The sequence below is a fragment of the Actimicrobium antarcticum genome (assembly GCF_039536745.1).
Lineage (GTDB): Bacteria > Pseudomonadota > Gammaproteobacteria > Burkholderiales > Burkholderiaceae_D > Actimicrobium > Actimicrobium antarcticum.
Window position 1 is genome coordinate 82,951 of record NZ_BAAAZE010000012.1, and the last position, 23,530, is coordinate 106,480.

At 58.4% G+C, this 23,530-nt stretch carries 22 protein-coding genes; 3 read left to right on the forward strand and 19 right to left on the reverse strand.

Translation table 11 applies throughout. From position 1 onward, the window contains the following. Positions 1 to 31: 31 nt before the first annotated feature. The 6 genes from ABD720_RS14700 to icmF form a co-directional block, all read right to left on the reverse strand. Positions 32 to 1,264, reverse strand: a complete 1,233-nt coding sequence (locus ABD720_RS14700) for a DUF2252 domain-containing protein (protein WP_344764209.1) — start codon at positions 1,262 to 1,264, stop codon at positions 32 to 34. 233 nt (positions 1,265 to 1,497) lie between these two features. Then, positions 1,498 to 2,637 (reverse strand): sterol desaturase family protein, encoded by a 1,140-nt coding sequence (locus ABD720_RS14705; protein ID WP_344764211.1) that lies wholly within the window; start codon positions 2,635 to 2,637, stop codon positions 1,498 to 1,500. Continuing rightward, on the reverse strand, positions 2,625 to 3,254 hold the full coding sequence (locus ABD720_RS14710) for a fatty acid desaturase CarF family protein (protein WP_344764212.1): 630 nt from the start codon (positions 3,252 to 3,254) through the stop codon (positions 2,625 to 2,627). The genes ABD720_RS14705 and ABD720_RS14710 overlap by 13 nt, the downstream gene beginning before the upstream one ends. After that, on the reverse strand, positions 3,251 to 4,282 hold the full coding sequence (locus ABD720_RS14715; RefSeq protein WP_344764215.1) for a fatty acid desaturase family protein: 1,032 nt from the start codon (positions 4,280 to 4,282) through the stop codon (positions 3,251 to 3,253). Before ABD720_RS14715 ends, ABD720_RS14710 begins: the two co-directional genes overlap by 4 nt. A 36-nt stretch (positions 4,283 to 4,318) precedes the next feature. Beyond that, a complete protein-coding gene (locus ABD720_RS14720; protein ID WP_344764217.1) occupies positions 4,319 to 5,233 on the reverse strand; it encodes a diacylglycerol/lipid kinase family protein in 915 nt (304 codons plus the stop codon). A gap of 508 nt (positions 5,234 to 5,741) precedes the next feature. Beyond that, positions 5,742 to 9,020: a fused isobutyryl-CoA mutase/GTPase IcmF gene (gene icmF / locus ABD720_RS14725; protein WP_344764219.1), complete on the reverse strand. Its 3,279-nt coding sequence runs from the start codon at positions 9,018 to 9,020 to the stop codon at positions 5,742 to 5,744. Positions 9,021 to 9,284: 264 nt separating this feature from the next. Between icmF and ABD720_RS14730 the strand changes: the two genes are divergently transcribed. Beyond that, the gene (locus ABD720_RS14730; RefSeq protein ID WP_344764508.1) at positions 9,285 to 10,292 is read left to right on the forward strand and encodes an AraC family transcriptional regulator; all 1,008 of its coding nucleotides are present in this window, start codon (positions 9,285 to 9,287) and stop codon (positions 10,290 to 10,292) included. Positions 10,293 to 10,326: 34 nt separating this feature from the next. Here ABD720_RS14730 and cysC read toward each other — a convergent pair whose 3' ends face one another. Next, complete coding sequence (cysC, locus tag ABD720_RS14735; RefSeq protein ID WP_344764221.1) at positions 10,327 to 10,920, reverse strand: adenylyl-sulfate kinase; 594 nt, start codon at positions 10,918 to 10,920, stop codon at positions 10,327 to 10,329. 169 nt (positions 10,921 to 11,089) lie between these two features. Here cysC and ABD720_RS14740 point away from each other — a divergent pair, with 169 nt between their 5' ends. After that, complete coding sequence (locus tag ABD720_RS14740; RefSeq protein ID WP_344764223.1) at positions 11,090 to 11,452, forward strand: DUF4870 family protein; 363 nt, start codon at positions 11,090 to 11,092, stop codon at positions 11,450 to 11,452. 77 nt (positions 11,453 to 11,529) lie between these two features. Here the strand turns inward: ABD720_RS14740 and ABD720_RS14745 are convergent, their stop codons facing one another. From ABD720_RS14745 to phaC, 10 genes are all read right to left on the reverse strand, one after another. Beyond that, the gene (locus ABD720_RS14745) at positions 11,530 to 12,702 is read right to left on the reverse strand and encodes a cystathionine beta-lyase (RefSeq protein ID WP_344764225.1); all 1,173 of its coding nucleotides are present in this window, start codon (positions 12,700 to 12,702) and stop codon (positions 11,530 to 11,532) included. Between the two features lie 53 nt (positions 12,703 to 12,755). Beyond that, complete coding sequence (rimO, locus tag ABD720_RS14750) at positions 12,756 to 14,144, reverse strand: 30S ribosomal protein S12 methylthiotransferase RimO (protein WP_344764228.1); 1,389 nt, start codon at positions 14,142 to 14,144, stop codon at positions 12,756 to 12,758. Between the two features lie 85 nt (positions 14,145 to 14,229). Beyond that, positions 14,230 to 14,790, reverse strand: a complete 561-nt coding sequence (phaR, locus tag ABD720_RS14755; protein ID WP_344764229.1) for a polyhydroxyalkanoate synthesis repressor PhaR — start codon at positions 14,788 to 14,790, stop codon at positions 14,230 to 14,232. A 433-nt stretch (positions 14,791 to 15,223) separates the two neighbouring features. Continuing rightward, complete coding sequence (locus ABD720_RS14760) at positions 15,224 to 15,556, reverse strand: putative quinol monooxygenase (protein WP_344764231.1); 333 nt, start codon at positions 15,554 to 15,556, stop codon at positions 15,224 to 15,226. 243 nt (positions 15,557 to 15,799) lie between these two features. Next, on the reverse strand, positions 15,800 to 16,063 hold the full coding sequence (locus ABD720_RS14765; RefSeq protein ID WP_344764233.1) for a hypothetical protein: 264 nt from the start codon (positions 16,061 to 16,063) through the stop codon (positions 15,800 to 15,802). 28 nt (positions 16,064 to 16,091) lie between these two features. Continuing rightward, positions 16,092 to 18,053 carry an RHS repeat-associated core domain-containing protein gene (locus tag ABD720_RS14770; RefSeq protein WP_344764234.1) on the reverse strand — a complete coding sequence of 654 codons (1,962 nt, stop codon included), beginning with the start codon at positions 18,051 to 18,053 and terminating at the stop codon, positions 16,092 to 16,094. 75 nt (positions 18,054 to 18,128) lie between these two features. Further along, entirely contained in the window at positions 18,129 to 18,473 is a 345-nt protein-coding gene (locus ABD720_RS14775) for an OmpA family protein (RefSeq protein ID WP_344764236.1), read from the reverse strand. Between the two features lie 41 nt (positions 18,474 to 18,514). Continuing rightward, positions 18,515 to 18,877, reverse strand: coding sequence for a hypothetical protein (locus tag ABD720_RS14780; RefSeq protein WP_344764238.1), 363 nt, complete (start codon positions 18,875 to 18,877; stop codon positions 18,515 to 18,517). Then, positions 18,874 to 19,317 (reverse strand): TadE/TadG family type IV pilus assembly protein, encoded by a 444-nt coding sequence (locus ABD720_RS14785; protein WP_344764240.1) that lies wholly within the window; start codon positions 19,315 to 19,317, stop codon positions 18,874 to 18,876. The genes ABD720_RS14780 and ABD720_RS14785 overlap by 4 nt, the downstream gene beginning before the upstream one ends. 289 nt (positions 19,318 to 19,606) lie before the next feature. After that, the gene (gene phaC, locus ABD720_RS14790; RefSeq protein WP_344764244.1) at positions 19,607 to 21,325 is read right to left on the reverse strand and encodes a class I poly(R)-hydroxyalkanoic acid synthase; all 1,719 of its coding nucleotides are present in this window, start codon (positions 21,323 to 21,325) and stop codon (positions 19,607 to 19,609) included. A gap of 64 nt (positions 21,326 to 21,389) precedes the next feature. On the opposite strand from phaC, the gene ABD720_RS14795 reads away from it, so the two are divergent. Then, positions 21,390 to 21,629 (forward strand): hypothetical protein, encoded by a 240-nt coding sequence (locus ABD720_RS14795; RefSeq protein WP_344764509.1) that lies wholly within the window; start codon positions 21,390 to 21,392, stop codon positions 21,627 to 21,629. Between the two features lie 29 nt (positions 21,630 to 21,658). Here ABD720_RS14795 and pgeF read toward each other — a convergent pair whose 3' ends face one another. After that, positions 21,659 to 22,414, reverse strand: a complete 756-nt coding sequence (gene pgeF, locus ABD720_RS14800) for a peptidoglycan editing factor PgeF (RefSeq protein WP_344764247.1) — start codon at positions 22,412 to 22,414, stop codon at positions 21,659 to 21,661. Positions 22,415 to 22,441: 27 nt separating this feature from the next. After that, the gene (locus ABD720_RS14805) at positions 22,442 to 23,494 is read right to left on the reverse strand and encodes an RluA family pseudouridine synthase (RefSeq protein WP_425547984.1); all 1,053 of its coding nucleotides are present in this window, start codon (positions 23,492 to 23,494) and stop codon (positions 22,442 to 22,444) included. Between the last annotated feature and the right edge of the window lie 36 nt (positions 23,495 to 23,530).

Genomic DNA, 23,530 nt, shown 5'->3' on the forward strand with positions numbered 1-23,530 from the left:
TGTTTTGTCTCAACACTAGTCGCTTAGCACCTCACTTCGTACCAGGGCGGTCGCTGCCCCCTGCCGCTGGCGCGAACTTGAGCGCGTCATAGGCATCGCAATAAGTCATCCAGTCACGCGTCGTCCTGTCTGCCATGTCAGTCGCTGCCACTAACAGCTTTGCCGCCCATTTTTTTCGGTTGGCAAACGCCATCAACGCATCCGCAATGGCCGAGTTCTGACGGCCCGCACTGCGCAACTGCGCAGAGGCCACGCAGACGCCCATCGTGTTGGCGACACCCGGCAACGAGGACGCATCCTTCCCGCTGGCTGAGAAAACAACGCGGTCTTCTGACGGTTGCAGAGCGCGCAAAATGTAAGAGGTATCTTTCCAGTCAACCGCATGCAAAAACGCCATCGGCACTGCCTGCATCCGCTGTTGTACCGAAAGGACCCGCTCCGCATGGCTGCGCCATACCGGCTGTATGCCCGGTAAATGCGTGGCGATGGAGGACTGCCGTGCCTCTTTCAGATCGAGCAAATAGTTCTGATCCGGTGACCCCTTGCCCTGCACCAGAATGGCATAGCGGTCGACACCTAAACTACCGGTACCAGCTACACGTCGCGCGACATCAAGCACCTTGTAAAAGTCGGGATCAGGCTGGCCTCGCGCAAACCCGGCGATAAAGGTTGTTACTTCACTGCGCTGCTGTGCAGTCACGGGCAACATCCTGGTGCCAGTCAGGCGGAAACTGCGGCGTTTGCCTTTGCGCTCGGTACGGCTGTCAAGAAACGCAACCCGTGTGCGACATCGCACCTGATCCAGCAAATGACGTACCGCGCCGTGACTGGTATCGCGCTCAAGCCAGATGGCTCTGCCTGTCGAGAGGGTTGACCCATAGGCACCAAGAAACTCAACGCAGAGCGCTTTTGCGCTGGCGTCCGACATGCCGAAGCTCTGCGCGCCAAGCAGGATACTGGTCAACATGCGTACCAGGTCCCAGCTTGCCGGCGCCAGCGCGGCTTCATCGAAATCGTTCATGTCGACATACACGAGCCGGTTATCACCCTTGTAGCTACCGAAATTTTCGCTGTGCAGATCGCCACACGACCACACCAAAGGCGCCGTCGCAACAATGCCGGTTTTTACCAGCCGGTCATAAAAAAGAGAACAGCTGCCGCGCATAAAAACAAACGGGTTTCGCCGCATCGCCTGGTACTTCATTGCCAACCGCTCCGGTTCGCGGCCGGTATTGGCGTTCTTTATTTTATTGACGATATTCATGGCAATCCAGTTGAAGGCAGCGACGACGGTTTTGCTTGCGTCAGTGATGCACCCTGCTCTGCGCAAATCGTTCACGAACCGGTTACTCGATCCTGCCAGGGCGGCGGTGGCATGTAACCTTCATGCAGATCTTTCAGCCGATACGATCGGTGAATGACTGACGATGTAAAAGACGGCTGAAAAGCAGTGCCACCAATCAGATGTTCCATCAATGCATTTGCCAACGATCAGTATCAGCTGATATCAATCCGGCTCCGATCCCGCAGCTCCGCCCTGGACCGAAACGGGTACACCAGCTGTCCCAGATAAGACTCCGGCGGCTGGACATGATCTACCCCATAGCGACGTGGCCAGTAATGCGGCAGATGCACAGTCCGGAACAAAATGTCCCACAGTGGAAGAAACTGGGCAAAGTTCTTGTCGATACCCTCGGCATCGGCGGCATGGTGCCAATGATGGTACTGCGGCGTCGATAGCACCCACTGCAGCCCAGGAAAACGCCATCGGATGTTTGCATGGATGAATACGGCATGAAACGAGACAAACACCAGATATCCGTACAACGCAGCGGGTGCAAAACCAAGTAAGAACACAGGAATGAAGGCAACCGCGCGCGTGAGCAAGGCATCGACAAGATGAATGCGCGAACCGGCCAGCCAGTCCATTTGCTGACTTGAATGGTGAATGGCATGGAATCGCCAGAGCCACGGAACTTGGTGAAAGGCACGGTGGATCCAGTAGGTAGCCAGGTCGACTATGGCGACCATTTCGATGAATTGCAGCCAGAGCGGCTGGGCGGCAACGGCCTTTTGGAAGTCGAGTTGGACGGCCCATGAAAACAGAACCTGTGCAGGCAGCAAAACGGCAAACGAGAGCAGCTGCACGCCGGCGTGACTGACAAAAAAATGTTTCAGGTCGGTCTGCCATCCCTGACGCAATACCTTTTGCCGACGTAACCAGAACAAGGCTTCAGTGGGTATGAAGACCAGCCCCAGCACCAGCAACTCAAGGACAAAGTAGTCCAGACCGGCCGCCCAGGACCGCAGACCGCCGATGTCGATTGCTTCGGCCTGCGAACCACCCATCAACATCGCGACGATGCCAAAGGCAATGCCAAACAGGCCATGGCGACTCATGGGCGCCAGCATTGTTCCCAATGCCCCGAGTGCGAATGTGGCAAAAATACTTGCATGAAGTATGCCCCGGCACAGCGCGATATGCGCTTTGTAGAGAGGCAGTGCATCCTTGGTGACCAGCAGGTCGGGCAACAAGAAGCACAGCTCCGCAACGATACAGAGCGCGCCCAGAAGGACCGACGTCAGCGCAGCGCGCTTGCCGATGGCAATGCGAAGGCTGGCGGTCAGCGACGGCATCGGCGCAACACGGCATTGAACAGCGGGTTGAACCAGCCATTGGCCATGCAAAAGTGCGCGTCGAATGGCGCCGTGTGATGTCGCTGATGGTGCCGGTCCGATAGAACGAGATGGTGGCGTTGCGCCCAGCGAATGGCGGCCGGGATTGCTGCACTATCCCTGTGTGCCCATTGATGACACTGGTTTGTTGCTAGCGCGCCGAGGGCAATCGACAGCAGGATTGCCTGCAGCAGGAAGGTCGCGAACCCGTTTAGCGGAAGCAAGCTCGAACCGACCACGAACGGCAACGCCGCAAAGCAGCTCGCGCCGTGGGTCTCGATAAAATCGTGGTGCGTCATCGCCTTGGGATCGCCATGGTGTTCACGGAACGGACGTATGAGCGATTTGCCGATGAGTGGCGTGTTGACGCTGCCAAAGGAATCGCAGGCCCAATGCACGACGCCGCTTAACACATCCGTGACCAGCCACGCTACCGGTACGGCGACCAGCAGCACCGGCACCAGAAACCAGTTTGCCGCTACAAAAAGGCGCCACGCGCTCCAGCCAGCGAGCAGCACGAACAGTCCGATCGCCACGTATTCGACCCACCGTTGTTGCCATGTGTAGGAGAGGTTCATGATGCGGTGGCAATTCTGCGAAGGTGGGTCTGGATCGCGCGCACCGCGGCGACCCAGGACACGCCGTTGTAAGCGATGCCATGTTTCTCGAAATAGGACCGGACGATGATCTGCACCGCGGCAAGCCGTTCTGAAGGCACTTTCGGAAACAGGTGATGCTCGATCTGAAAATTCAGTCCCCCGAATAACCAGTTCCACCGCGGCGCATTGATGATGGTGCGCGAAGTGACCGATTGATGCTCCAGAAACGAATACGTCGACACATCCTCGATCAGTGGCATGCCCATGTGATTGACCCAGAAGATCGCTGCCAGATACGGGCCGAGGATGGTCAATGGCACCAGATAGACCAGCAGCGCAAGCCCGAAGGACACGTCAAGAATCACACAAGGGATGCCGAACCACAGTCCCAGATGCAGCACCAGCATCGCACCGTCGAGCGGGTAACGACGCAGCTTGCGTAATACGGCGCCTTGGGAAAGCACGCGCTGACTGTGGCCGAACAGAAGCGACAACAACCAGATATGCCATGTTTGATAGCGTGTCAGAAATCTGCCGAATCGACCTTTGCGTCGCCTGGATTTATCCGTGAGCGAGACGACGAACTCGACCATGAGGTCCGGATCGTGATCTTCATTCTGGCAAAAGCGGTGATGCACCCGGTGCCGTGCCATCCACTCGTCGAACGCCAAACCGGTCAGCAGCGTCATGCTCAACTGACCAAGCACCCGGTTCAGGCGCTCGTGTTGGCTGATGGCACCGTGCCCGGCGTCGTGGCCGATAAACGCACATTGCGCGAGCAACAGCGCAATGACCGTGCAGGCTGCCGTGAGCGTCCAGAACGACGGCACCGACAACCAGGCGACTGCCAGCGCTGCGCTCAGCAATCCGAGCAGCGCCACCAACCTGACGATGGACCGGGATGACGTGCTCGCGGACAGCTGCTGCGCGTTGACCTCTTGCGACAGCGCACACCAGGCCGCATGTCCTTGCTGTTTGGTTAATGTTGGCTGCATGTTGATTTGCATGGATCGCTTGCCTCGGTTAGTCGCGCATCATCTCGGTCAGGTGACAGTCTGTCGACCTGCACCGCAAAATAAAACAGCATCGGGTAACACGGTAATGTTGCCGGGCGCCGGCAGCGTGACTTCACCATCACCCTCGAAAACCAGACATTCTGGCCCGGTATCGATATCGATCGTTTGCGCGCGAGCACAGTGAACGAAAGGCGCCTTGAGGTGCTTGCCAAGATAAATGCTCGGCAGCCATGCCAGCAACAGCGCCCTCGATGCATTTTCAACCACGACGATGTCGGCGTAACCATCGGCCGCATCCGCTGTCGGGGCAATGCGCATGCCGCGTCCGAAGTGCGTGCAGTTCGCAACGACCACCATGTAGAAAAACCCTTCGCGCCAGAGTTTGCCGTCGAGATGAATACGTGCCCACTTTGGCTTGTAGGTCACGAGTTCACGCAGTGCGGCACCAAGAAACGTGCCGGCATTCCGGTGCGACAGCGCGTTCACGCGTGCCGCTACCATCGCCGTGATGCCGAGCGATGCCTCGTTGAGAAAGTAGCGTGATTGCTGGCCGGATTGCAGACGCAACACATCGAGACAGCCCGGCGGCGCATCAAGTGCCCGAGTCAAGGCATGTACCGGTTTCTGGTCCAGACCCAACCCGCGCGCGAGATCGGAGCCGGTACCGACCGGCACCAGCCCGAGGCAACGCGACGTATCGGATGCCTCGTTCAACATCACATTGACTAACGCATGCAGTGTCCCGTCACCTCCCAACACCACCACACGGCGTATGCGCGGCGTCAAGGCAGCAACGATTGCCTGGCGCACCGAATCGGCGCCACTCCAATGCAGTAGCGGCGCCTTGCGCAGACTTGGCAATCCGTCACATAACGACGACCAGACCCGGCTTGCACGTCCGGATGCGGCCTTGGGATTGACGATGAATAAAACATCTTTCATGGTTGGGAGGGTCTGCGTGAGTTGATGGTTGGCGCAGTCTTTGCAGACTGACGTACGGCCATGTAATTTCAGGAAAAATTTAGTGCCTCCTCAAAATTACCATAAGTAAAAACCTATTATCTCGAAGTCGCATGAATAAAAAAATGCTCATCAACCTATTACAACAGCGATGGCAAAATTTCACGGATGAGGGGGGAACTTGTACCGCAATCCAAAAAAATGACCTTTGGCCATATTATTGTTCCGCGTCATTGCAACGCGGGATGCGTCGCGAACAGTCAAGTTCCTGGTTCACCGAAGGAACCGAAATTAGATGGGAAGCGTTGTCAGGCAGGCAGACCATGCGCTGGAGGTTGCCGATAAAAAAAGCGGCATCGAGAGATAGCCGCCTGTATTCGTGCAATTGTGCTTACCGAATTCGCGTCAATGCTGCCTCGAATTCAATTAGTGGAATGGTCGATTGGTCGACGGAGCGGTTTATCAACTCAGCAAGATAACCGCCCCACCATCACATGCTGCGCCGATACTGACCACCCACCTCGAACAACGCATCCGTAATCTGCCCCAGCGAACAAACCCGCACCGCATCCATCAGCTTCTCGAACACGTTGCCGTCCTCGATCACCGCTTGCTGCAGCGCCGCCAGCATGGCCGGTGACTCGGCGGCGTGCTGTGCATGGAAGGCCGCCAAACGCGTCAGTTGCGACTGCTTTTCTTCGTCGCTGGAACGCGCCAGTTCGATGACTTGCGGGGTGTCGCTGGCCTTCGGATTGCGGAAGGTATTGACGCCGATGATGGGCAGCGTGCCATCGTGTTTCTGGTGCTCGTAGAGCATCGATTCTTCCTGAATCTTGCCGCGCTGGTAGCCGGTTTCCATCGCGCCGAGCACGCCGCCGCGTTCGGCGATGCGCTCGAATTCCTGCAGCACGGCTTCTTCGACGAGGTCGGTCAGTTCTTCGATGATGAAGCTGCCCTGGTTCGGATTTTCATTTTTGGCCAGGCCCCATTCGCGATTGATGATCAGCTGGATCGCCAGCGCGCGGCGCACCGATTCATCGGTCGGCGTGGTGATGGCTTCATCGTAGGCGTTGGTGTGCAGCGAATTGCAGTTGTCGTAAATCGCGATCAGGGCTTGCAGTGTGGTGCGGATGTCGTTGAAGTCGATTTCCTGCGCATGCAGCGAACGACCGGAGGTCTGGATGTGGTACTTGAGCTTTTGCGAGCGCTCGTTGGCACCGTATTTTTCACGCATGGCAACCGCCCAGATACGGCGGGCGACGCGGCCCAGCACCGTGTATTCCGGGTCCATGCCGTTACTGAAGAAGAACGACAGGTTTGGCGAGAAGTCATCGATCTTCATGCCGCGTGCCAGATAGGCTTCGACGAACGTGAAGCCGTTCGACAGCGTGAAGCCGAGCTGTGAAATCGGGTTCGCGCCGGCTTCGGCAATGTGATACCCGGAGATCGAGACCGAGTAAAAATTGCGCACCAGATGCTGCACGAAATACTGCTGGATATCGCCCATCACCTTCAATGAAAATTCGGTCGAGAAGATGCAGGTGTTCTGGCCCTGGTCTTCTTTCAGGATGTCGGCCTGGACCGTGCCGCGGACATTCTGCAGGACCCAGGCGCGGATTTTTGCGGCTTCCTCGGCACTCGGCTCGCGGGATTTTTCGGCGCGGAACTTGTCCATTTGCTGGTCGATGGCGGTGTTCATGAACATCGCCAGTATCGATGGTGCCGGACCGTTGATGGTCATCGAGACCGAGGTGGTCGGGTCGCACAATTCGAATCCGCTGTAGAGCACCTTCATGTCGTCGAGGGTGGCAATCGAGACGCCCGAGTTACCCACCTTGCCGTAGATGTCAGGGCGTATGGCCGGATCGGCACCGTACAGCGTGACCGAGTCGAACGCGGTCGAGAGGCGCTTCGCATCCATGCCTTCGGAGACCAGCTTGAAGCGACGGTTGGTACGGAAGGCATCGCCCTCGCCGGCGAACATGCGGGTCGGGTCTTCGTTTTCGCGCTTGAACGGGAACACGCCGGCGGTGTACGGGAACGAACCGGGGACGTTTTCCAGCATCAGGAAGCGCAGGATTTCGCCGTGGTCTTCGAAGCGCGGCAAGGCGACTTTGCGGATTTTGGTGCCGGATAGCGTGGTCGCAACCAGGCGGGTGCGGATTTCCTTGTCGCGGATCTTGACGACGTAATCGTCACCGGCGTATGCGAGCTGCATCGCCGGCCAGCCGGCGATGAGCTGGCGGGCACCGGCGTCAAGCCGGTGCTCGCGGTCGGCGATCAGGTCATCCATGTCGACGACCTTGCCGGCTTCAGCCAGCATGCGTTTGGATTCCTGCAATTGCTGTCGCTCGCGTGCCAGCCGGACGTTTTTGGCAGTGAACTTGTGATAGCCGCGTACGGTGTCGGCGATCTCGGCCAGATAGCGGCTGCGCGCTGCGGGCACGATGGCGTTCTTGCCCGAGGAGTGGCGCACAGCGACCCGCGCCAGTTTGCCCGCCATGACCGGCAACCCGCATTCGGCCAGACGTGGCAGCAAACCCTGGTACAGCGCAGTGACACCATCGTCGTTGAAGCGGGAGGCCTGCGTGCCGAACACCGGCATCTGCTCCGGCTTCTGGCTCCACAGTTCGCGGTTGCGCTGGTACTGCTTGGCGACGTCGCGCAAGGCATCGAGCGAGCCCTTGCGGTCGAACTTGTTGATGGTGACGAAGTCGGCAAAGTCGAGCATGTCGATTTTTTCCAGCTGCGAGGCGGCGCCAAATTCGGGTGTCATCACGTACATCGACAGGTCGACATGCTGGACGATGGCGGCGTCACCCTGGCCGATGCCGGAGGTTTCGACGATGACCAGATCGAAGCCGGCCACCTTGCAGGCAGCAATCACGTCGGGCAATGCCTGCGAGATTTCGGAGCCGGCTTCGCGGGTCGCCAGCGAGCGCATGAAGACACGGCTGACACCGCCCCACGGGCTGATCGCGTTCATGCGGATGCGGTCGCCGAGCAGCGCGCCACCGGACTTGCGGCGGGACGGATCAATCGAGATGACGGCGATGTTCAGCGCATCGTCCTGATCGAGCCGGATGCGGCGGATCAGCTCGTCGGTCAGCGAGGATTTGCCAGCGCCACCGGTGCCGGTGATGCCGAGTACCGGCACCTTGATCACGTCGGCAGCGGTGTGCAATTCGGTCAGCAGCGTGGCGGTGACTTTTTCATTTTCGAGTGCGGTGATGAGTTGCGACAGCGGACGCTGGCGCTCGACCAATGAACCATTTTCGAGTGGCGCAAGGGTGGTTGGCGCATAGGTCGACAGGTCGATATCGCAGGCCTGGATCATCGACAGGATCATGCCGACCAGGCCGAGGCGCTGGCCGTCTTCCGGACTGAAAATACGCGAGACGCCATACGCATGCAGGTCAGCGATTTCGGACGGCACGATCACGCCGCCGCCACCGCCAAATACCTTGATGTGGGCGCCGCCGCGCTCACGCAGCAGGTCGATCATGTACTTGAAATATTCGACGTGACCGCCCTGGTAGCTGGAGATCGCGATGCCTTGCACGTCTTCCTGCAAGGCTGCGGTGACGATGTCGTCGACCGAACGGTTGTGACCGAGATGGATCACCTCGACGCCATTGGCCATCAGGATGCGGCGCATGATGTTGATCGAGGCATCGTGCCCGTCGAACAGCGATGCGGCAGTCACGAAGCGGACCTTGTTGACCACTTTGTATTCGGTCAGTTTCTGGACAACGGAGAGATCAGTCATGGCGGCTCGCTTCACGGAAATGGGGGACTCGGGAGAACAGGATTGCGGTTGATACCAACCGATACTATTCCTGCCTCACGAGTATAGAAAGCAGACCGCCGCAAGACCATGCCAAAAACTGGCAAATTGTCTGCGAGGATTGGTCACTTTGGGTAGCCTGTCGTGTCGTGTCATGTCGATGCCGGGGCGCTTCGCGATACACTCGCGTATTTGTTTTCCATGCGGCTGCAATCGGCCATCTTTTTATCTGACACTGTGACAGCCATGGGCAAAGGCAGTATTTCCATTTACTTCGTGCAGTCGGCGCTGGAGCCGGTGATCGCACGCGGCATCGATATCGGCCCGCTGCTGCGCAATGCCGGCATTTCGCCCGCCCTGCTGCTGTCGGCGCAAAGCCGCGTCACCGCGCAGAACTTCAGTTTCCTGTGGCTAGGCGTGGCCCACGTCCTCAATGACGAACTGTTCAATCAGGATGCACGACGCATGAAGGTCGGCAGCTTTGCGATGCTGTGCCAGACCCTGATTCACTGCGACACGCTGCATACGGCATTGCAGCGGATGGCGCGGTTTTTCAACCTGCTGCTTGATGACTTCCACTGCGCGATCGAATCGGATGCGCGCCACGCCCATCTGACCATCCGCGAGACCGCTGGCCGCGTGCCGCATGTGTTTGGTTTCGAGACGCTGCTGATGATGCAGCACGGTGTGGCGTGCTGGCTGGTGGGCCGGCGTATTCCGATCCGCGCTGCCGCATTTGCGTATCCCGAACCCTCCCGCAGCGCCGAATACCACCGCATGTATTCGGAACAATTGTCCTTCAACGAAGACACCACGCGGCTTACCTTCGACGCCGCCAATCTGGCGTTACCGGTGATCCAGAACCAGGACAGCCTGAAAGAATTCCTGCGCGGCGCACCGGCCAATATCGTCCTGAAATACAAGAACAGCACGGGCCTGGCGGCACAGATACGCCGCCGCCTGCGTGCTGCGGCACGCACCGAATGGCCGGATTTCGAGGTGGTGGCCGACAGCCTGAACATGACACCGTCCACCCTGCGCCGACGGCTTGACGAAGAAGGCCAATCGTTCCAGGCCATCAAGGATCAGCTGCGCCGTGACATGGCCATCGACTACCTGTGCCACACCGCAAAAAGCGTGGCTGATATCGCCGGCGAACTCGGCTTTGCCGAAGCCAGCGCCTTTCATCGCGCGTTCAAGAAATGGACCGGCGCCTGCCCCGGCGAATATCGGCAGCGGGTGCATGCACGCTGAGGCTTCGGCACATCGTGCGGATCGGGCCGACGCGCTAAGTAGCAGGTGACATGCCGATCAATTGCATCATCTGGCGCACCGCCACGTCGACCGGCACCTGCGCCGTATCGATCGACAATGCCGGACTTTCGCTGGCTTCGTAGGGCGACGACACCCCCGTGCATCCCGCCAGCTGCCCGCTGCGGGCTTTCAGATACAAGCCTTTCGGGTCGCGTGCCTCGCAGACCGCCAGCGACGTGCTCACCGATACTTCCCGAAAATTATCGGCGCCGATAATGTCCCGTGCCATGGCCCGGTCTGCGCGAGACCGAGAGATGAACGCCGTAATCACGATCAGCCCGGCCTGGTTCATCAGCCGTGCGACCTCGGCTATCCGGCGACTAGTCTCGGCGCGGTCTTGCTCGGAAAATCCGAGGTCGCGGTTCAGGCCATGCCGAACGTTATCGCCATCGAGAACGTAACATGCGCGGCCGAGGCCATGCAACTGCTGCTCCAGTGCGTATGCGAGGATGGATTTGCCGGAAGCACTCAGGCCGGTCAACCAGAGCGTGACTGCTTGCTGCCCCAACAGCGTGGCATGCTGTGCCGCCGATGCCTGACCGTCCTGCCAAACGATTTGTCGCTCCAATGCTGCCGCCGTACTCTGCGCATGTGAATTCCGGATTTGCTCCCCAACGGCAGGAATAGCGATTTTTTTCGTTACAAAAAACCAGTCTTGAATTTTATCGACCATGATGCCATGTTGGTCCTCCTGATTCATCTGAATCCATAGACTCACCGATGACGAAAGCACCTCTATGACGCAGGACATTGTCTTCGATAATCAAACGCAGTCCATCAAGAACCTGGCCTGGTGGCTGTATATCTTTCATGCGCTGAGTCTGGTGTTTTCGCTGGGTGCGTTCTCATGGATTCCGCTGCTCATCAGTTACCTCAAGCGCAGCGACGCCGCCGGCACGTTTGTCTACAGCCATCACAGCTGGCAAATCAGTTCGTTCTGGTGGTACGTACTCTGGATCGTGGTCGGTGGCGTTTGCTTTGTCACGATCATCGGGATACCGCTGGCTTACCTGATCTGGTTCGGGGCGTGGGTCTGGAAGGCGTATCGCCTGATACGGGGGTTCGTCGATCTCAACAACAATCGGCCGATGCCGGCCTGACGTGTGCGCGGCATCCCGGATTCGGGATGCCGCGACGAGGGCATTACAGCAGCAGGAATTTGTCGTTCAGCACGTCGTCAGGAAAACGCAATCGCCATCGCACGCTCGATATCGGCAATCAGGTCGAGCGGGTTTTCCAGGCCAACATTGAAGCGCACCAGCTGTCCCGTGTGCGGCCAGTCGTGCCGCATGGTCGCCATTCGGTATGGCACACAAAGACTGTTGCTGCCGCCCCAGCTAAAACCGATCTTGAACAGTTGCAGGCTATCGACAAAACGGTCGGTCTGATCCTCGCTGAAGCGCGCATCGAAGATCACCGAAAACAAGCCGCCAGCGCCAGTAAAGTCACGCTTCCAGTTGGCATGTCCGGGACAATCTTCCAATGCCGGATGCAATACCGTCGTGATTTCCGGGCGCGCCTTGAGCCAGGTTGCAAGATGCCGTGCGCTCATGTCGTGCGCATGAAAACGCAGCGGCATGCTGGGCAGGCTGCGCAGAATCAGATAGACGTCGTCCATGCCGACACCCATCCCGAGGCGCATGTGCGCCAGACCCAGCTTTTGCGACAATGCGTCGTCGCGAGTGAGCAGCGCACCCATCAGCACATCGGCGCCACCGGACTGGTATTTGGTCAGCGCCTGCATGACGATGTCGGCGCCATGATCGAACGCCGGAAACGCCAGTCCGGCCGACCAGGTATTGTCGATCGCCACCAGCACGTCGCGGGCATGTGCGGCGGCGCACAGAGCCGGGATATCGGGCACTTCCATCGACACCGAACCCGGTGCCTCGGTCCAGAGCAAACGGGTATTCGGCTGGATCAATGCAGCAATCCCTGCGCCTGTCATCGGGTCGTAAAGACGTGCGCTGATGCCGTGATCCTGTGCCAGCCACAACGCCATCTCGCGATTGGGACCGTAGACATTGTCGGGCAACAGCACGTCATCGCCGGTTTTCAGCAGCCCCAGATTGACCAGTGCAATTGCCGCCAGTCCGCTGGGTGCCAGCAGGCAGTGCCTGGCCTGTTCGATTTCGGCCAGTCGTGCTTCCAGCGTGAACGAGGTCGGCGTACCGTGCAGGCCGTAGGTGTAGGAGTTCTTGTGTTGCCAGCTGCGCGAACGCATCGCGGCCACATCCTTGAACACCACCGTCGAGGCATGGTGGATCGGCACCGGGAAGGCATCGAAGCCTTCGGGTGCGGTGTAGTCGCTATGACTGAGCAGGGTTTGCAGGGATTTTTGCTGGCTCACGCGTTACGCTCCATGAAGTGCCTCGGGATGATTGCAATGCGATGAAGGCAGGCTTATTGCGCCTCGCCCCACAGATCATGCGCATCCGATGCGGTGACCTTGACCTCGACGAACTCGCCGACTTTCAGTTTGCGATGCGGCTCGTACGGCGGCTTCACGTAGACCACGCCATCGATCTCGGGGGCATCCGCCGACGAACGGCCAATACCACCGCTGCGATCGAGCGAGTCGATCAGCACGCGCATGGTTTTGCCGACCTTGGCCTTCAGACGCCTGGTTGAAATTTCTTCTTGCAGCAGCATCACGCGGCCACGCCGTTCTTCGCGCAGTTCTTCCGGCACCGGATTGTCGAGCGCATTCGCTGTCGCGCCTTCGACCGGAGAGTAAGCGAAGCAACCGAGGCGGTCGATTTCGGCTTCTTTCAGGAAGTCCAGCAGGTACTCGAATTCGGCTTCGGTCTCGCCGGGAAAGCCGGCGATGAAGGTCGAGCGGATCGTGATGTCCGGGCACATGGCACGCCATGCTTGTATGCGCTCAATATTCTTTTCGCCATTGGCGGGCCGCTTCATGCGCTTCAGGACATCCGGATGCGCATGCTGCAGCGGTACATCGAGATACGGCAGCACGTGGCCTTCATTCATCAGCGGAATGATCGCGTCGACATGCGGATACGGATACACATAATGCAGGCGCACCCAGGCGCCATACTGTTTGGCCAGCTCGCCGAGCGCGCCCACCAGTTGGGTCATGTGCGTCTTGACCGGCTTGCCGTTCCAGAATCCCATGCGGAATTTGACATCGACACCATACGCGCTGGTGTCCTGCGAAATCACCAGCAATTCCTTGACGCCCGCCTTGAACAGGTTTTCGGCTTCCAGCATGACCTCGGCAATCGGCCGCGAGACCAGGTCGCCGCGCATCGACGGGATGATGCAAAAGCTGCAGCGGTGGTTGCAGCCTTCGGAAATTTTGAGATACGCAAAATGCTTTGGGGTCAGCTTGACGCCCTGTGGCGGCACCAGGTCAAAGAACGGCGCGTGCGGTTTCGGCAGGTGAATATGGACCGCATCCATGACCTCGGCCAGCGCATGCGGACCGGTGACCGCCAGCACTTTCGGATGTACCTTGAGGATGATGTCCTCGCCGCTCGCATCTTTCTTGGCACCGAGACAGCCGGTGACGATGACCTTGCCGTTTTCGTGCAGCGCTTCACCGATCGCATCGAGCGATTCCTGCACTGCGGCATCGATGAAGCCGCAGGTATTGACGATGACGAGGTCGGCGCCGTCGTAGGACTTGGCGGTCTCGTACCCTTCGGCGCGCAGTTGCGTCAGAATCTGCTCGGAATCGACCAGGGCTTTGGGACAGCCGAGCGAGACGAAACCGACTTTGGGTGCGGCGCCGGAGGCGATCTGGGGTACTACTTCGGAGGGACTGGACATGGGAATGAGGAGTTGGGGCCCGTAAAAAAGGGCACAAAAAGCGAAGGCGCCATTGTACCCTTTGTACTCCTGCGATCCGGCAGGCTTATTTTTTGGAGCCCGGATCCAGCGGATTGAACGGGAAGGCACCGAACATCGACTTGGTTTGGGTCTGCATCTGTTCCTGCATCTGCACGAACAGGTTCTTGCTCTGTTCAATGTAGTTGCTGGTAATGCCCTGCATCATCGGACCCTGGACGTTCATGAACTGGGTCCACATTTCGGGGCTGAAGGGTTTGCCTTCGTACATGCCCTTGGAATTTTCGGTCAGCTTGTTCTGGATATCGATGAACGCCTGGATGTTTTTTTCCAGGTAGTTACCCATCATGCCCTGCATCGCATGACCGTAATACCGGATGATCTGTGACAGCGCCGCACTGGAAAACATTGGCGAGCCATTCGACTCTTCTTCAAGAATGATCTGCAGCAGGATGGTGCGGGTCAGGTCGTCATTGGTCTTGGCGTCGATGACGGTGAACTCTTCATTGTCGAGCACCAATTGCTTGACATCGACGAGCGTGATGTAGGAGCTGGTCTGGGTGTCATAGAGACGGCGGTTCGGGTACTTCTTGATCAGGCGCTCGGAAATTTTTTTGACACTGTTCATTAAAAAGTCCCATCTATTGCATCGCAACGCGTCGCTGCCATGCCTTGTCATTAGTCTTCACCGAATTGAACGCTCGTTCTCTTCGCGCTGCAGCATTATAGGGTCAAATGGAATGGTGTCAGTGATACGAGGCGCTCTTTCTTGATTTGGTGAAGACCGGCTGTTTTTGCAGTACGTCGATTCGCCCATGACGGGCTGCAAGGAACAAGTACTGTCGTCAACGACAACCGGATTTTTGACGGCCGTTTCCGTCTCGCACACCGGAGCTGGCAGATTGTCCGGTACCGGATTCAGTCGTTCGCAGATATCATCAGTGATCAAACTTGCGCACCGCCTTGCGTCTGCAAGTCAGAGAAAACCGGAGATAACTTGGCGTTTCTGACGTAGCGACGGCGCAATATCACGCCGGGGTATTTGGTTAAACGGACGAACGTCAGATCGCAGCCGATAGCACTTCAAACACTTGAAAGTGCTTGAGCACGCCCTCCTCCCAGCCTCCAACAATCATTTGGTCTGCGCCAGCCTTCAACGCTGCGGCAACCTGACCGGATACATGGGCATCCTGTCCGACCTGATCAGCGAAGAAATCAATGATGCCGAAAGTGCCGGCATCGATGCGCACAGCGAACCAGGACAGCGTCAATGGTTCGGTCGAAGCGACTGCACTGGCTCCGCCAGCGAGAAAGGCTGCGAGGTTTTCTTCCTGACCGGGTTTAGCTTTCAGCGTGATGAAGTTTGCAAGTTTGATTCTGCTGTTAGGTGTCATCGTAAGTCCTTTTTAGATGGTATCGATTACTTGCTGGCCGGTGGCAGGATTACACTAATTGACGACCTTTTCCGCAGGACTGCCGATGAGCAGTCGCATCTCGTCGAGGCGGGCAAAAATTCGCGTCAACGAAACGCTGAACGATGCCAGAGTTCGGAATGAGCAGTCGCAGCGATGCTGCTGCCAGAGATTCTTTCGATGACATGGACTAAGAATCCATCAGCTTAAACATTGACTCTTCCGTCACAGGCCAATAACGCTGGCTGTTTTATTAAAGCCTCCATAAAGTTCAAATACACACCCGCTTTTTAATCTTTCCCAAGCAGCGTCCGGCGCGAGGAAGCGAGCTGTAGCGTCAAATGAAGCTGCATGTGCAGTCGCTGGCGATGAAAAATCAAGCATTACCCTCCAAGCTGTATCAGGCCAGTTTTCGGCATCCTCCGAAATTTTGCTACCGTGCTGTAGCTTGTGGATGAAGGGCGATGCGGCTCTTTTTCTGTTGCCCATGTAACTCTTGTGTTCACCGATGCAGTCGTCATGTGAGTACCTGTATAAACGTGCCAGTGCGAGCAATCTGCGCTGCTTCACCTTCTGTAACAGCTCTAAAAAGTGTGGTTGTCGCCTTTGATGACCCACATATCCCGCCGGCAAAACCATCGATTAGCTTTTGACCGAACGCTCGCTGCTCAGGCGTCTCGGCAAAATTTAGCTTTTCCCGGAATGACGGAGAAAAATTGGTTGAAGGAATATAACGCCCATAACCGTAACTTCCCCATCGATCAAGACCAAGTGGGTCGACGAATGAAAGCTGATTGCCTCCGACATAGGTATATGTGTTCGGCCCTCCATTAAGACCGAGAGGATCTGACTGAATGTACCTCCCCGTCTGCGGATCATCATCACTGAAATAATTGTAATGCCCACCCGTCTCGCCATCGAAATATTGCCCCGGAAACCGCAAGTTCAACGTAGCCGTCGCTGTCACTGTCACTGTCGCTTTCCCGAAAGCCGCATACGTCGCCTGCCACACACTCCGCTGCTGCGCATCCGTCATGCTACGCGGCGTGCCCAGGTGATCGGTATGGATCGCATAAATGTGACTGGCTCGAGGATCCGTATCGACTCCCAACCATCCCGTGCACCAATCGAGCACCGCACGCCACCAGAACTTTTGAGCGTTGAGTATCGGGTAGTCCAGTTTGATCAGCGGTATGTGCCCGCTATCAATGTGATGCGCAACGACCCTGCAGTTGCCGTCGGCCTCCGCGTCCAGTTGTTGTCCCTGACAAAAAAAGTACGTGGTCGTCGCAACGCCATTCGCGGCGATCACTGTCTTGGCGATGCGCTCGCTGTGCGCGTTGTAGGCGTAGCGCGCTACCACCTTGTCGGCGTCACTGACCTGTATCAACCGACCAGTTACGCCGTAGACCGAACTGCGCGTACCGATGCGTACCGGATTGCCGGCAGCGTCATAGTCGTATGCGATTTGTGCCTCGGGCTGAGCAACCGATTGCAGTCGGTTGCTTGACGGCTGGTAGGTCAGTGCCTGGACTAGCGCGATAGATGCCGTTCCCGTTCCCGATGGCAATGCAGTTGCTGCCAGCCGCTTACCAACCAGATCGTAAGTCCAGCCGACTTGCTCTGTCGGCGTATCGACCCGATTCAGATAATCGTTGCCGTCGTAACCGTATTTTTCTGTAGTGCCATTACGCGTGATCGTGGTAAGGCGCCCACCGATGTCGTAACCCAGTTGGTGCGTCTGTAGCGCCACTGCAGCAGGTTGCGATGCGGTGGTCGACAGCTTGGTCAGCTGCCCGGTACGACGATCGTGCTGAAGGGAGGTCTTCAATCCATTGCCGTGCGTAAAACCAGCCAGTCCGGTGAACGCGCGCACGTCCATATCAGTGACCAATGGGCGGGTGCTGCGCCCATCTGCGCTGAGCAGATGCCCGCGCGAATCGTGCTGCATGCTGACGAATTCACCGTTGGCGATCTGGATTTGCTCCAGCTTGCCGAGCGCGCTGAAGGTCATCCGGCGGCCATCGCGCTGGGTCCATAAATAACTGTTCCCGCCCGGCGTGGGACGAATCACGATGGTGCCGTTGGCCGGATTGGCGGTGCTGCATCGGCTCGGGTAGAGCGGGTCGCGGTTGAAGACCAGGCGGGTGCCGTCGGCCTGGACGACTTGCAGGGTTTTGCCGGAGACGTAGAGATCGGTTTCGTACAAGAGTTTCCAGCCGCGTCCGAGGTTGCCGTTGGGGATGTCGGTACCGCTGAAGTAGCTGTTGTAATGACGAATGATTTCGAGACCGAGGACGCCCGCTAGCGCGGGCATGTCAACCTCGCGCTGGTACTTGTTGCCGGTGGCGATATTGATCGGATTGCCGGCGGCCTTCTCGCACGGGGTGCCGGTGGTGCCGGTAGTGCCGGTGGTGCTGGCGCCGTTGGTGCACTGGGGCGTTTCAACGGGATTGGCGGCGCCGTTCGCACTGGTCATGCTGGCGCAGAGCAGGACGGCTGACAGCAATCGGGGTATCCATCGGCGCAGGCATGTCATCTTCATCGTCATCATTCAGGCAGGAAATTCGATCATGACGCGGCGATTCGCCGACAGGCAGTCCCGTTGCGCCGCCAGCGCCAGGCCTGCGCAACGCGCCGGGTCGGTGACCGGGTGACTGGCGCCGCGTCCTTCGGTAGTGATGGCCAGATTGGCCAGGCCATGGCTGCGCAAATAGCGACGCACCGCGTCGGCACGGGCCTGCGACAGAGTCTGGTTGATGGCGTCGCTGCCGATCTGGTCGGTGTCACCGATCACTTTGGCGGTGGTCAGGCGATTCTCCTGAACGTAGGCGATCAGCGACTCCAGTCGGGCGGCACCACTGGCCGACATCACGCTGCTGCCGAATCCGAACAGCACATCGGCGGGCAGCGTTGCCGTCGCGGTGGACCGGCAATCTGTTACCGGGCAACTCGTCCCATTGCAATCGCTGCCGTCGCCACCGCCCGAGCCCGAGCTGACCGTGCTGCAGCCGGCCGTGGGGCAAATTCGACCGGATTGCCGTTGTTGCCCATGCCGGGCATCGACACCGGGTCCTGTTCGAACGCATCCGATTGCATCTGCAACGTGACGTGGGTATCGACAGGAATCCGGCCCTGGCGGATTAGTTGCGTCGTGAAGTCGTCGGTGCCCGTATCAAGCCAGGCGAGGTAGACCGCATACACCGAGCGCAGCAGTGGCACCTTCGGCTCGTAGCCATGCGTGATGCGCATCTTGATCAGGTTGGCGTCCTGGATGTTCTGGCCGGAATTGGGCCGGATCACGACGGCGTTTTGTAGGACTGTCCGCTGTTGGGTATAACGCGCTTGCCGTTCGGGTTGGTGCTTTGCAGGGCGTCGGATTTCCCGTCAGCGAAACTCTCGGTGGTGGGATTGCGCAAGGTAATGCGGACATTGGCGTTGACATCGGTGCGCGCCTTGTCGGCCGGGGCGGAACGTTGTGCAGCGGCGGTGCCGCCGCCGTACATCGGCATGAGCGCCGCGGTGTATGCAGTGCGTACTGCCGCCAGATCGGCGTGCTGCATGCTGCCGGCGCGCGCGGCCATGAAAGCCGCATGGTTCATCTGGTTACGGGCAAAAAACAGCATCCCGTATTGCAGTATCGCCAAACCCATCAGGCTGATGAGTGAACCCGCCACGACGAATTCGACCATGGCGGCACCGCGTTGGGGGCGGCGAAAAAACAGGATTGGCCGGGAGCGCATGGGGCGCGGTGGGGTCAATGGAAGTGACAGGAACCCCCATTAACAATGGAAAGTCCGCCGCTTCACAATGAGCTGCGGGAGGCTTGGTCGTGGTGAAGAAGCTTTGGTGACGAAGAGGCGAATGCTGTTGTGTTACGTCGCCCTCCGGGCGCGATGGCGGACTGCGCGCATTCCACGAACGCATATCGGAGCCGATGAGCATCACGTGAAAATACGGACCTGCCACTGAACCAAGCGGATTGCCTGGTCGATGTTGTCTCGACCAGGCAATCGCCACTCTGACGTTGGACTACTCCGCCTTGGCCTTCACATACCGCCCCGGAGCCGGCTCGATCGGCTTGTACTGCGCATTGCCGGCAACACGTGGCGGCTTGATCTGCTTGCCGGCATGCTTGTGCAGGAACGCCGCCCATTCCGGCCACCAGCTACCGGGAACCTCGGACGATGTCGCGAGCCAGTCTTCGGCAGACGTGACCGCCTTGTCCCCGGTCCAGAAGTTGCGCTTGTTCTTGGTTGGTGCATTGATCACGCCGGCGATGTGGCCAGAGGCACCGAGTACGAAATGATTGAGCTTCGGATTTTTCGGATTGAGCAAGCGCATTGAGGCATACGCAGATGTCCACGGCACGATGTGGTCTTCGCGCGAAGCGTAAATGAATGTCGGCGCGGCGATCTTGCCGATGTCGACCGGCTGACCCAGCACACTTAGTTTGCCCGGATGCTTCAGGTTGTCTTCGAGGTAGGTGTTGCGCAGATAGAAGCAGAACATCGGCCCCGGCAGATTGGTGTTGTCGGCATTCCAGTACAGCAGGTCGAATGCAGGTGGTGCTTCGCCTTTCAGGTAGTTGGCCTTGACGTAGTTCCAGACCAGATCGTTCGACCGCAAGCTGGAAAACGCCGAGGCAAAATCCTTGCCCTGCATCAGGCCGCCCTGGCCGATTTTTTCTTCACGCGCACTCACTGCGTCTTCGTCGACGAACACATCGATCACACCCGTGTCGGAAAAGTCGAGGAAGGCTGTCAATAGCGTGAGGCTGGCGACCGGCTTTTCGCCACGCGCAAACAGCAACGCAAGCGCGGTCGACAGGATCGTGCCGCCAACGCAGAAACCCAGTGCATTGATCTGCTCCTGACCGGAGATTTCCTGCACTACGGCGATGGCCTTGAAGGCCGCCTGTTCGATGTAATCATCCCAGGTCAGATGACCCAGCGACGCGTCGGGATTGCGCCACGAAATCAGGAATACGGTGTGGCCTTGTTCGACGGCATATCGCACCAGCGAGTTCTCTGGCTGCAGATCGAGGATGTAGAATTTATTGATACATGGCGGCATGATGAGCAACGGCCGCTCATGGACTGTTTTGGTCAGTGGCTTGTATTGCAAAAGCTGGAACAGGTCATTCTCGAACACCACCGAACCTTCGGTCATGGCGACATTTTTGCCGACTTCGAAAGCCGTCTCGTCGGTCTGGGAGATCCGGCCCTTCTTGATATCGGACAGCATCTGGGTAATGCCTTGCACCAGACTTTCGCCTTTGGTATCGATGATCTTTTGCTGCGCTTCGGGGTTAGTGACGAGGAAATTTGCCGGCGACATCGCATCGACCATTTGCTGCACGTTGAAGCGGATTTTTTCCTTGGCTTTCGGCGGCGCCGTGACAGCATCGGCCATGGCGGTCAGGAAGCGTGAATTGAGAAGATAGGCCGCGGCATTGAATGCCGCCATCGGATTCGCCTGCCACGCCGGCGCCACGAAGCGTTTGTCGGCAATCGCGGCGGGCTTGGAGGCCAGCATATCCTGCCAGAGCTTGCCCAGTTCGCCGACATACTCGGTCTGCAATTGCGCCAGAACTTCCGGTGCGATTTGCGCGCTGTCCGCCGTCATGCCAAGTGCGCCATGAGGAGTTGTATTTCCCTGCATCGGTTTCAGAAAATTCTGCCACTGGGCAGGGTTGGCCAACTGGTTCATCCAGGCGGGCATTGCGGCAAGCGGATCTGGTGTAGTCATGCTGTTCTTTTCAAATAGGGCGTATCGTTGCGGTTTATCGGATTAGGACGAGACGAACATGTACTTGTATCTGGTGGCCATTGCCTGGATTTACGTCGTACTGCTGATGTCAATGACGGAAGTATCCCTCATTGCCGGGGTGATGACCTTCCTGCTGTACTGCGTATTCCCGTTGGGTATTATCTTATACGTAATGGCAACGCCCATGCGCAGACGTCGGCGTCAGGCGCAAGAAAAATCATTGCGTACTACGACCCTCGCCAACGAAGTGGATCCAACCAAAGCCAATGACGAGAGTACTTGACCCACTCAGGACGCATCCGGTTCGGCGGCTTACGGATTGATCCATATCAGCGAGGCCATGCGCCCGGTCTGCTGATCACGACGAAATGAAAAGTAGCGCTCGCGGTCAGTGACGGTGCACTGCTCGCCGCCCGCGACGCGCTCCACACCAATAGTAGCCAGGGTCTGACGTGCCAGCAGCGCGATATCGGCAAAGTATTTTCCAGGACGCCCTGTGAACGGACGAAATGCCGTCGCACAATGCGGATCGCGCGTCACGAATGCATCGACCACGTCCTGACCAACCTCGAATTGTTGCGGGCCAATTGCCGGCCCCAACCATGCCACGATCTCGCTGGCGCCAGCAAGACGCATCGCTGCGACAGTCTGTTGCAGCACACCGGCTGCCAGTCCACGCCAGCCAGCATGCGCGGCACCGACCACCGCGCCGGCAACATCAGAGAACAGGATCGGCAAACAGTCCGCCGTCAGGATGGCACAGACCACGCCGGCCTCGGTGCTGATGCTGGCATCGGCGTCAGGTGCATCGATGACCGACGCCGCATCCAGCACTGTCGTGCCATGTATCTGGGTGAGCCAGGCGGGGTCGGCCGGCAGCAGCTGGCGCAGACGCGCGCGATTCTGCTGTACGTGCACCGGGTTGTCTGCCACATGGATGCCGAGGTTGAAGCCACCACCGCCAGCACCATCGTCGTACGGTGGCAGGCTGACGCCGCCGCTGCGCAAGGTGCTGATGGCGGAGATATTGCGCGGCGCGTCGGGCCAGTCGATCTGCATGATCGCCATCGTTTTACACCTTGACGACCAAATGCATCAGTCTTCCTCGGCGCTGCTGAAGTCCGGCTCAGCGATACCGGCAGTGGCAATCAGGGCGGCAAAGTCGTCGGCCAGCGGCACCTGCCATTCCACCTCCTCACCGCTGACCGGATGCACCAGCCCCAGCCTGCGGGCCTGCAATGCCTGCCGATGAAACGCGGGTGCCAGATGGGCTTTGCCGTACAGCGAATCGCCTACCAGCGCGAAGCCGATCGATTGCATGTGCACGCGAATCTGGTGAGTGCGACCGGTTTCGAGTTTGCAGCGCATCAGGCTGACCGGACGACGATCGAGCAATCCCGATTCGAGGCGTTCGAAATGCGTGATGGCCGGCTTGGCGGTGATGTTTTCCAGCACGGCCATGCGAATGCGGTCGCGCGGATGACGCCCCATTGCGGCATCGATCGTGCCACTCAGATTTGGCGTACCCCAGACCAGCGCCAGATACTCGCGACGCACCGTGCGCGCTTGCAGCTGGCGAACCAGGTCGGTATGTACTTCCAGCGTCTTGGCAACCACCATCAGCCCACTGGTATCCTTGTCGAGCCGGTGCACGATGCCCGCGCGCGGCACACCAATCAGCGCCGGCCAGTAGTGCAGCAAACCATTGAGAAGCGTACCAGACCAATTGCCAGCACCGGGATGCACGACCAGTCCGGCCGGCTTGTTGATGACAATGATGGCGTCATCTTCGAAGACGATATCGAGCGCGATATCTTCTGGTGCGAAAGCGGTATCCTCGGGCGCGGCTTGCGGCAGAATGACGATGTGCTCGTCGCCGTAGACGGTCATGCGGGTGCGCCCGACCTTGCCGTCGACAGTCACGAACCCGTCTTCGATCCATTGCTGCATGCGGCTGCGCGAAAACTGAGGAACCATCCTGGACACAACTTTGTCCAAGCGTTCGCCGCAGTCAGCGGGTACCAGATCCAGTGCGATTGGCGGCATGACTGGCATGCCGCCGGCGAGTTCTTCCTGTTCGTCGATGTCGAGGTCGATCAGGGTTTCCGTTTCATGCAACGGTGGCGTTAATCTCACGGCAAGTCCCATCGGCTATAATCAGCCTATTGATTGATACGAAGTGAT

Bases quoted from the DNA above. Each gene is read 5' to 3' on its own strand.
- ABD720_RS14700 (WP_344764209.1), bottom strand. From the start codon at position 1,264: ATGAATATCGTCAATAAAATAAAGAACGCCAATACCGGCCGCGAACCG.
- ABD720_RS14705 (WP_344764211.1), bottom strand. From the start codon at position 2,637: ATGCCGTCGCTGACCGCCAGCCTTCGCATTGCCATCGGCAAGCGCGCT.
- ABD720_RS14710 (WP_344764212.1), bottom strand. From the start codon at position 3,254: ATGAACCTCTCCTACACATGGCAACAACGGTGGGTCGAATACGTGGCG.
- ABD720_RS14715 (WP_344764215.1), bottom strand. From the start codon at position 4,282: ATGCAAATCAACATGCAGCCAACATTAACCAAACAGCAAGGACATGCG.
- ABD720_RS14720 (WP_344764217.1), bottom strand. From the start codon at position 5,233: ATGAAAGATGTTTTATTCATCGTCAATCCCAAGGCCGCATCCGGACGT.
- icmF (WP_344764219.1), bottom strand. From the start codon at position 9,020: ATGACTGATCTCTCCGTTGTCCAGAAACTGACCGAATACAAAGTGGTC.
- ABD720_RS14730 (WP_344764508.1), top strand. From the start codon at position 9,285: ATGGGCAAAGGCAGTATTTCCATTTACTTCGTGCAGTCGGCGCTGGAG.
- ABD720_RS14740 (WP_344764223.1), top strand. From the start codon at position 11,090: ATGACGCAGGACATTGTCTTCGATAATCAAACGCAGTCCATCAAGAAC.
- rimO (WP_344764228.1), bottom strand. From the start codon at position 14,144: ATGTCCAGTCCCTCCGAAGTAGTACCCCAGATCGCCTCCGGCGCCGCA.
- phaR (WP_344764229.1), bottom strand. From the start codon at position 14,790: ATGAACAGTGTCAAAAAAATTTCCGAGCGCCTGATCAAGAAGTACCCG.
- ABD720_RS14760 (WP_344764231.1), bottom strand. From the start codon at position 15,556: ATGACACCTAACAGCAGAATCAAACTTGCAAACTTCATCACGCTGAAA.
- ABD720_RS14765 (WP_344764233.1), bottom strand. From the start codon at position 16,063: ATGGGCAACAGAAAAAGAGCCGCATCGCCCTTCATCCACAAGCTACAG.
- ABD720_RS14770 (WP_344764234.1), bottom strand. From the start codon at position 18,053: ATGACCAGTGCGAACGGCGCCGCCAATCCCGTTGAAACGCCCCAGTGC.
- ABD720_RS14785 (WP_344764240.1), bottom strand. From the start codon at position 19,317: ATGCGCTCCCGGCCAATCCTGTTTTTTCGCCGCCCCCAACGCGGTGCC.
- phaC (WP_344764244.1), bottom strand. From the start codon at position 21,325: ATGACTACACCAGATCCGCTTGCCGCAATGCCCGCCTGGATGAACCAG.
- pgeF (WP_344764247.1), bottom strand. From the start codon at position 22,414: ATGGCGATCATGCAGATCGACTGGCCCGACGCGCCGCGCAATATCTCC.
- ABD720_RS14805 (WP_425547984.1), bottom strand. From the start codon at position 23,494: ATGGGACTTGCCGTGAGATTAACGCCACCGTTGCATGAAACGGAAACC.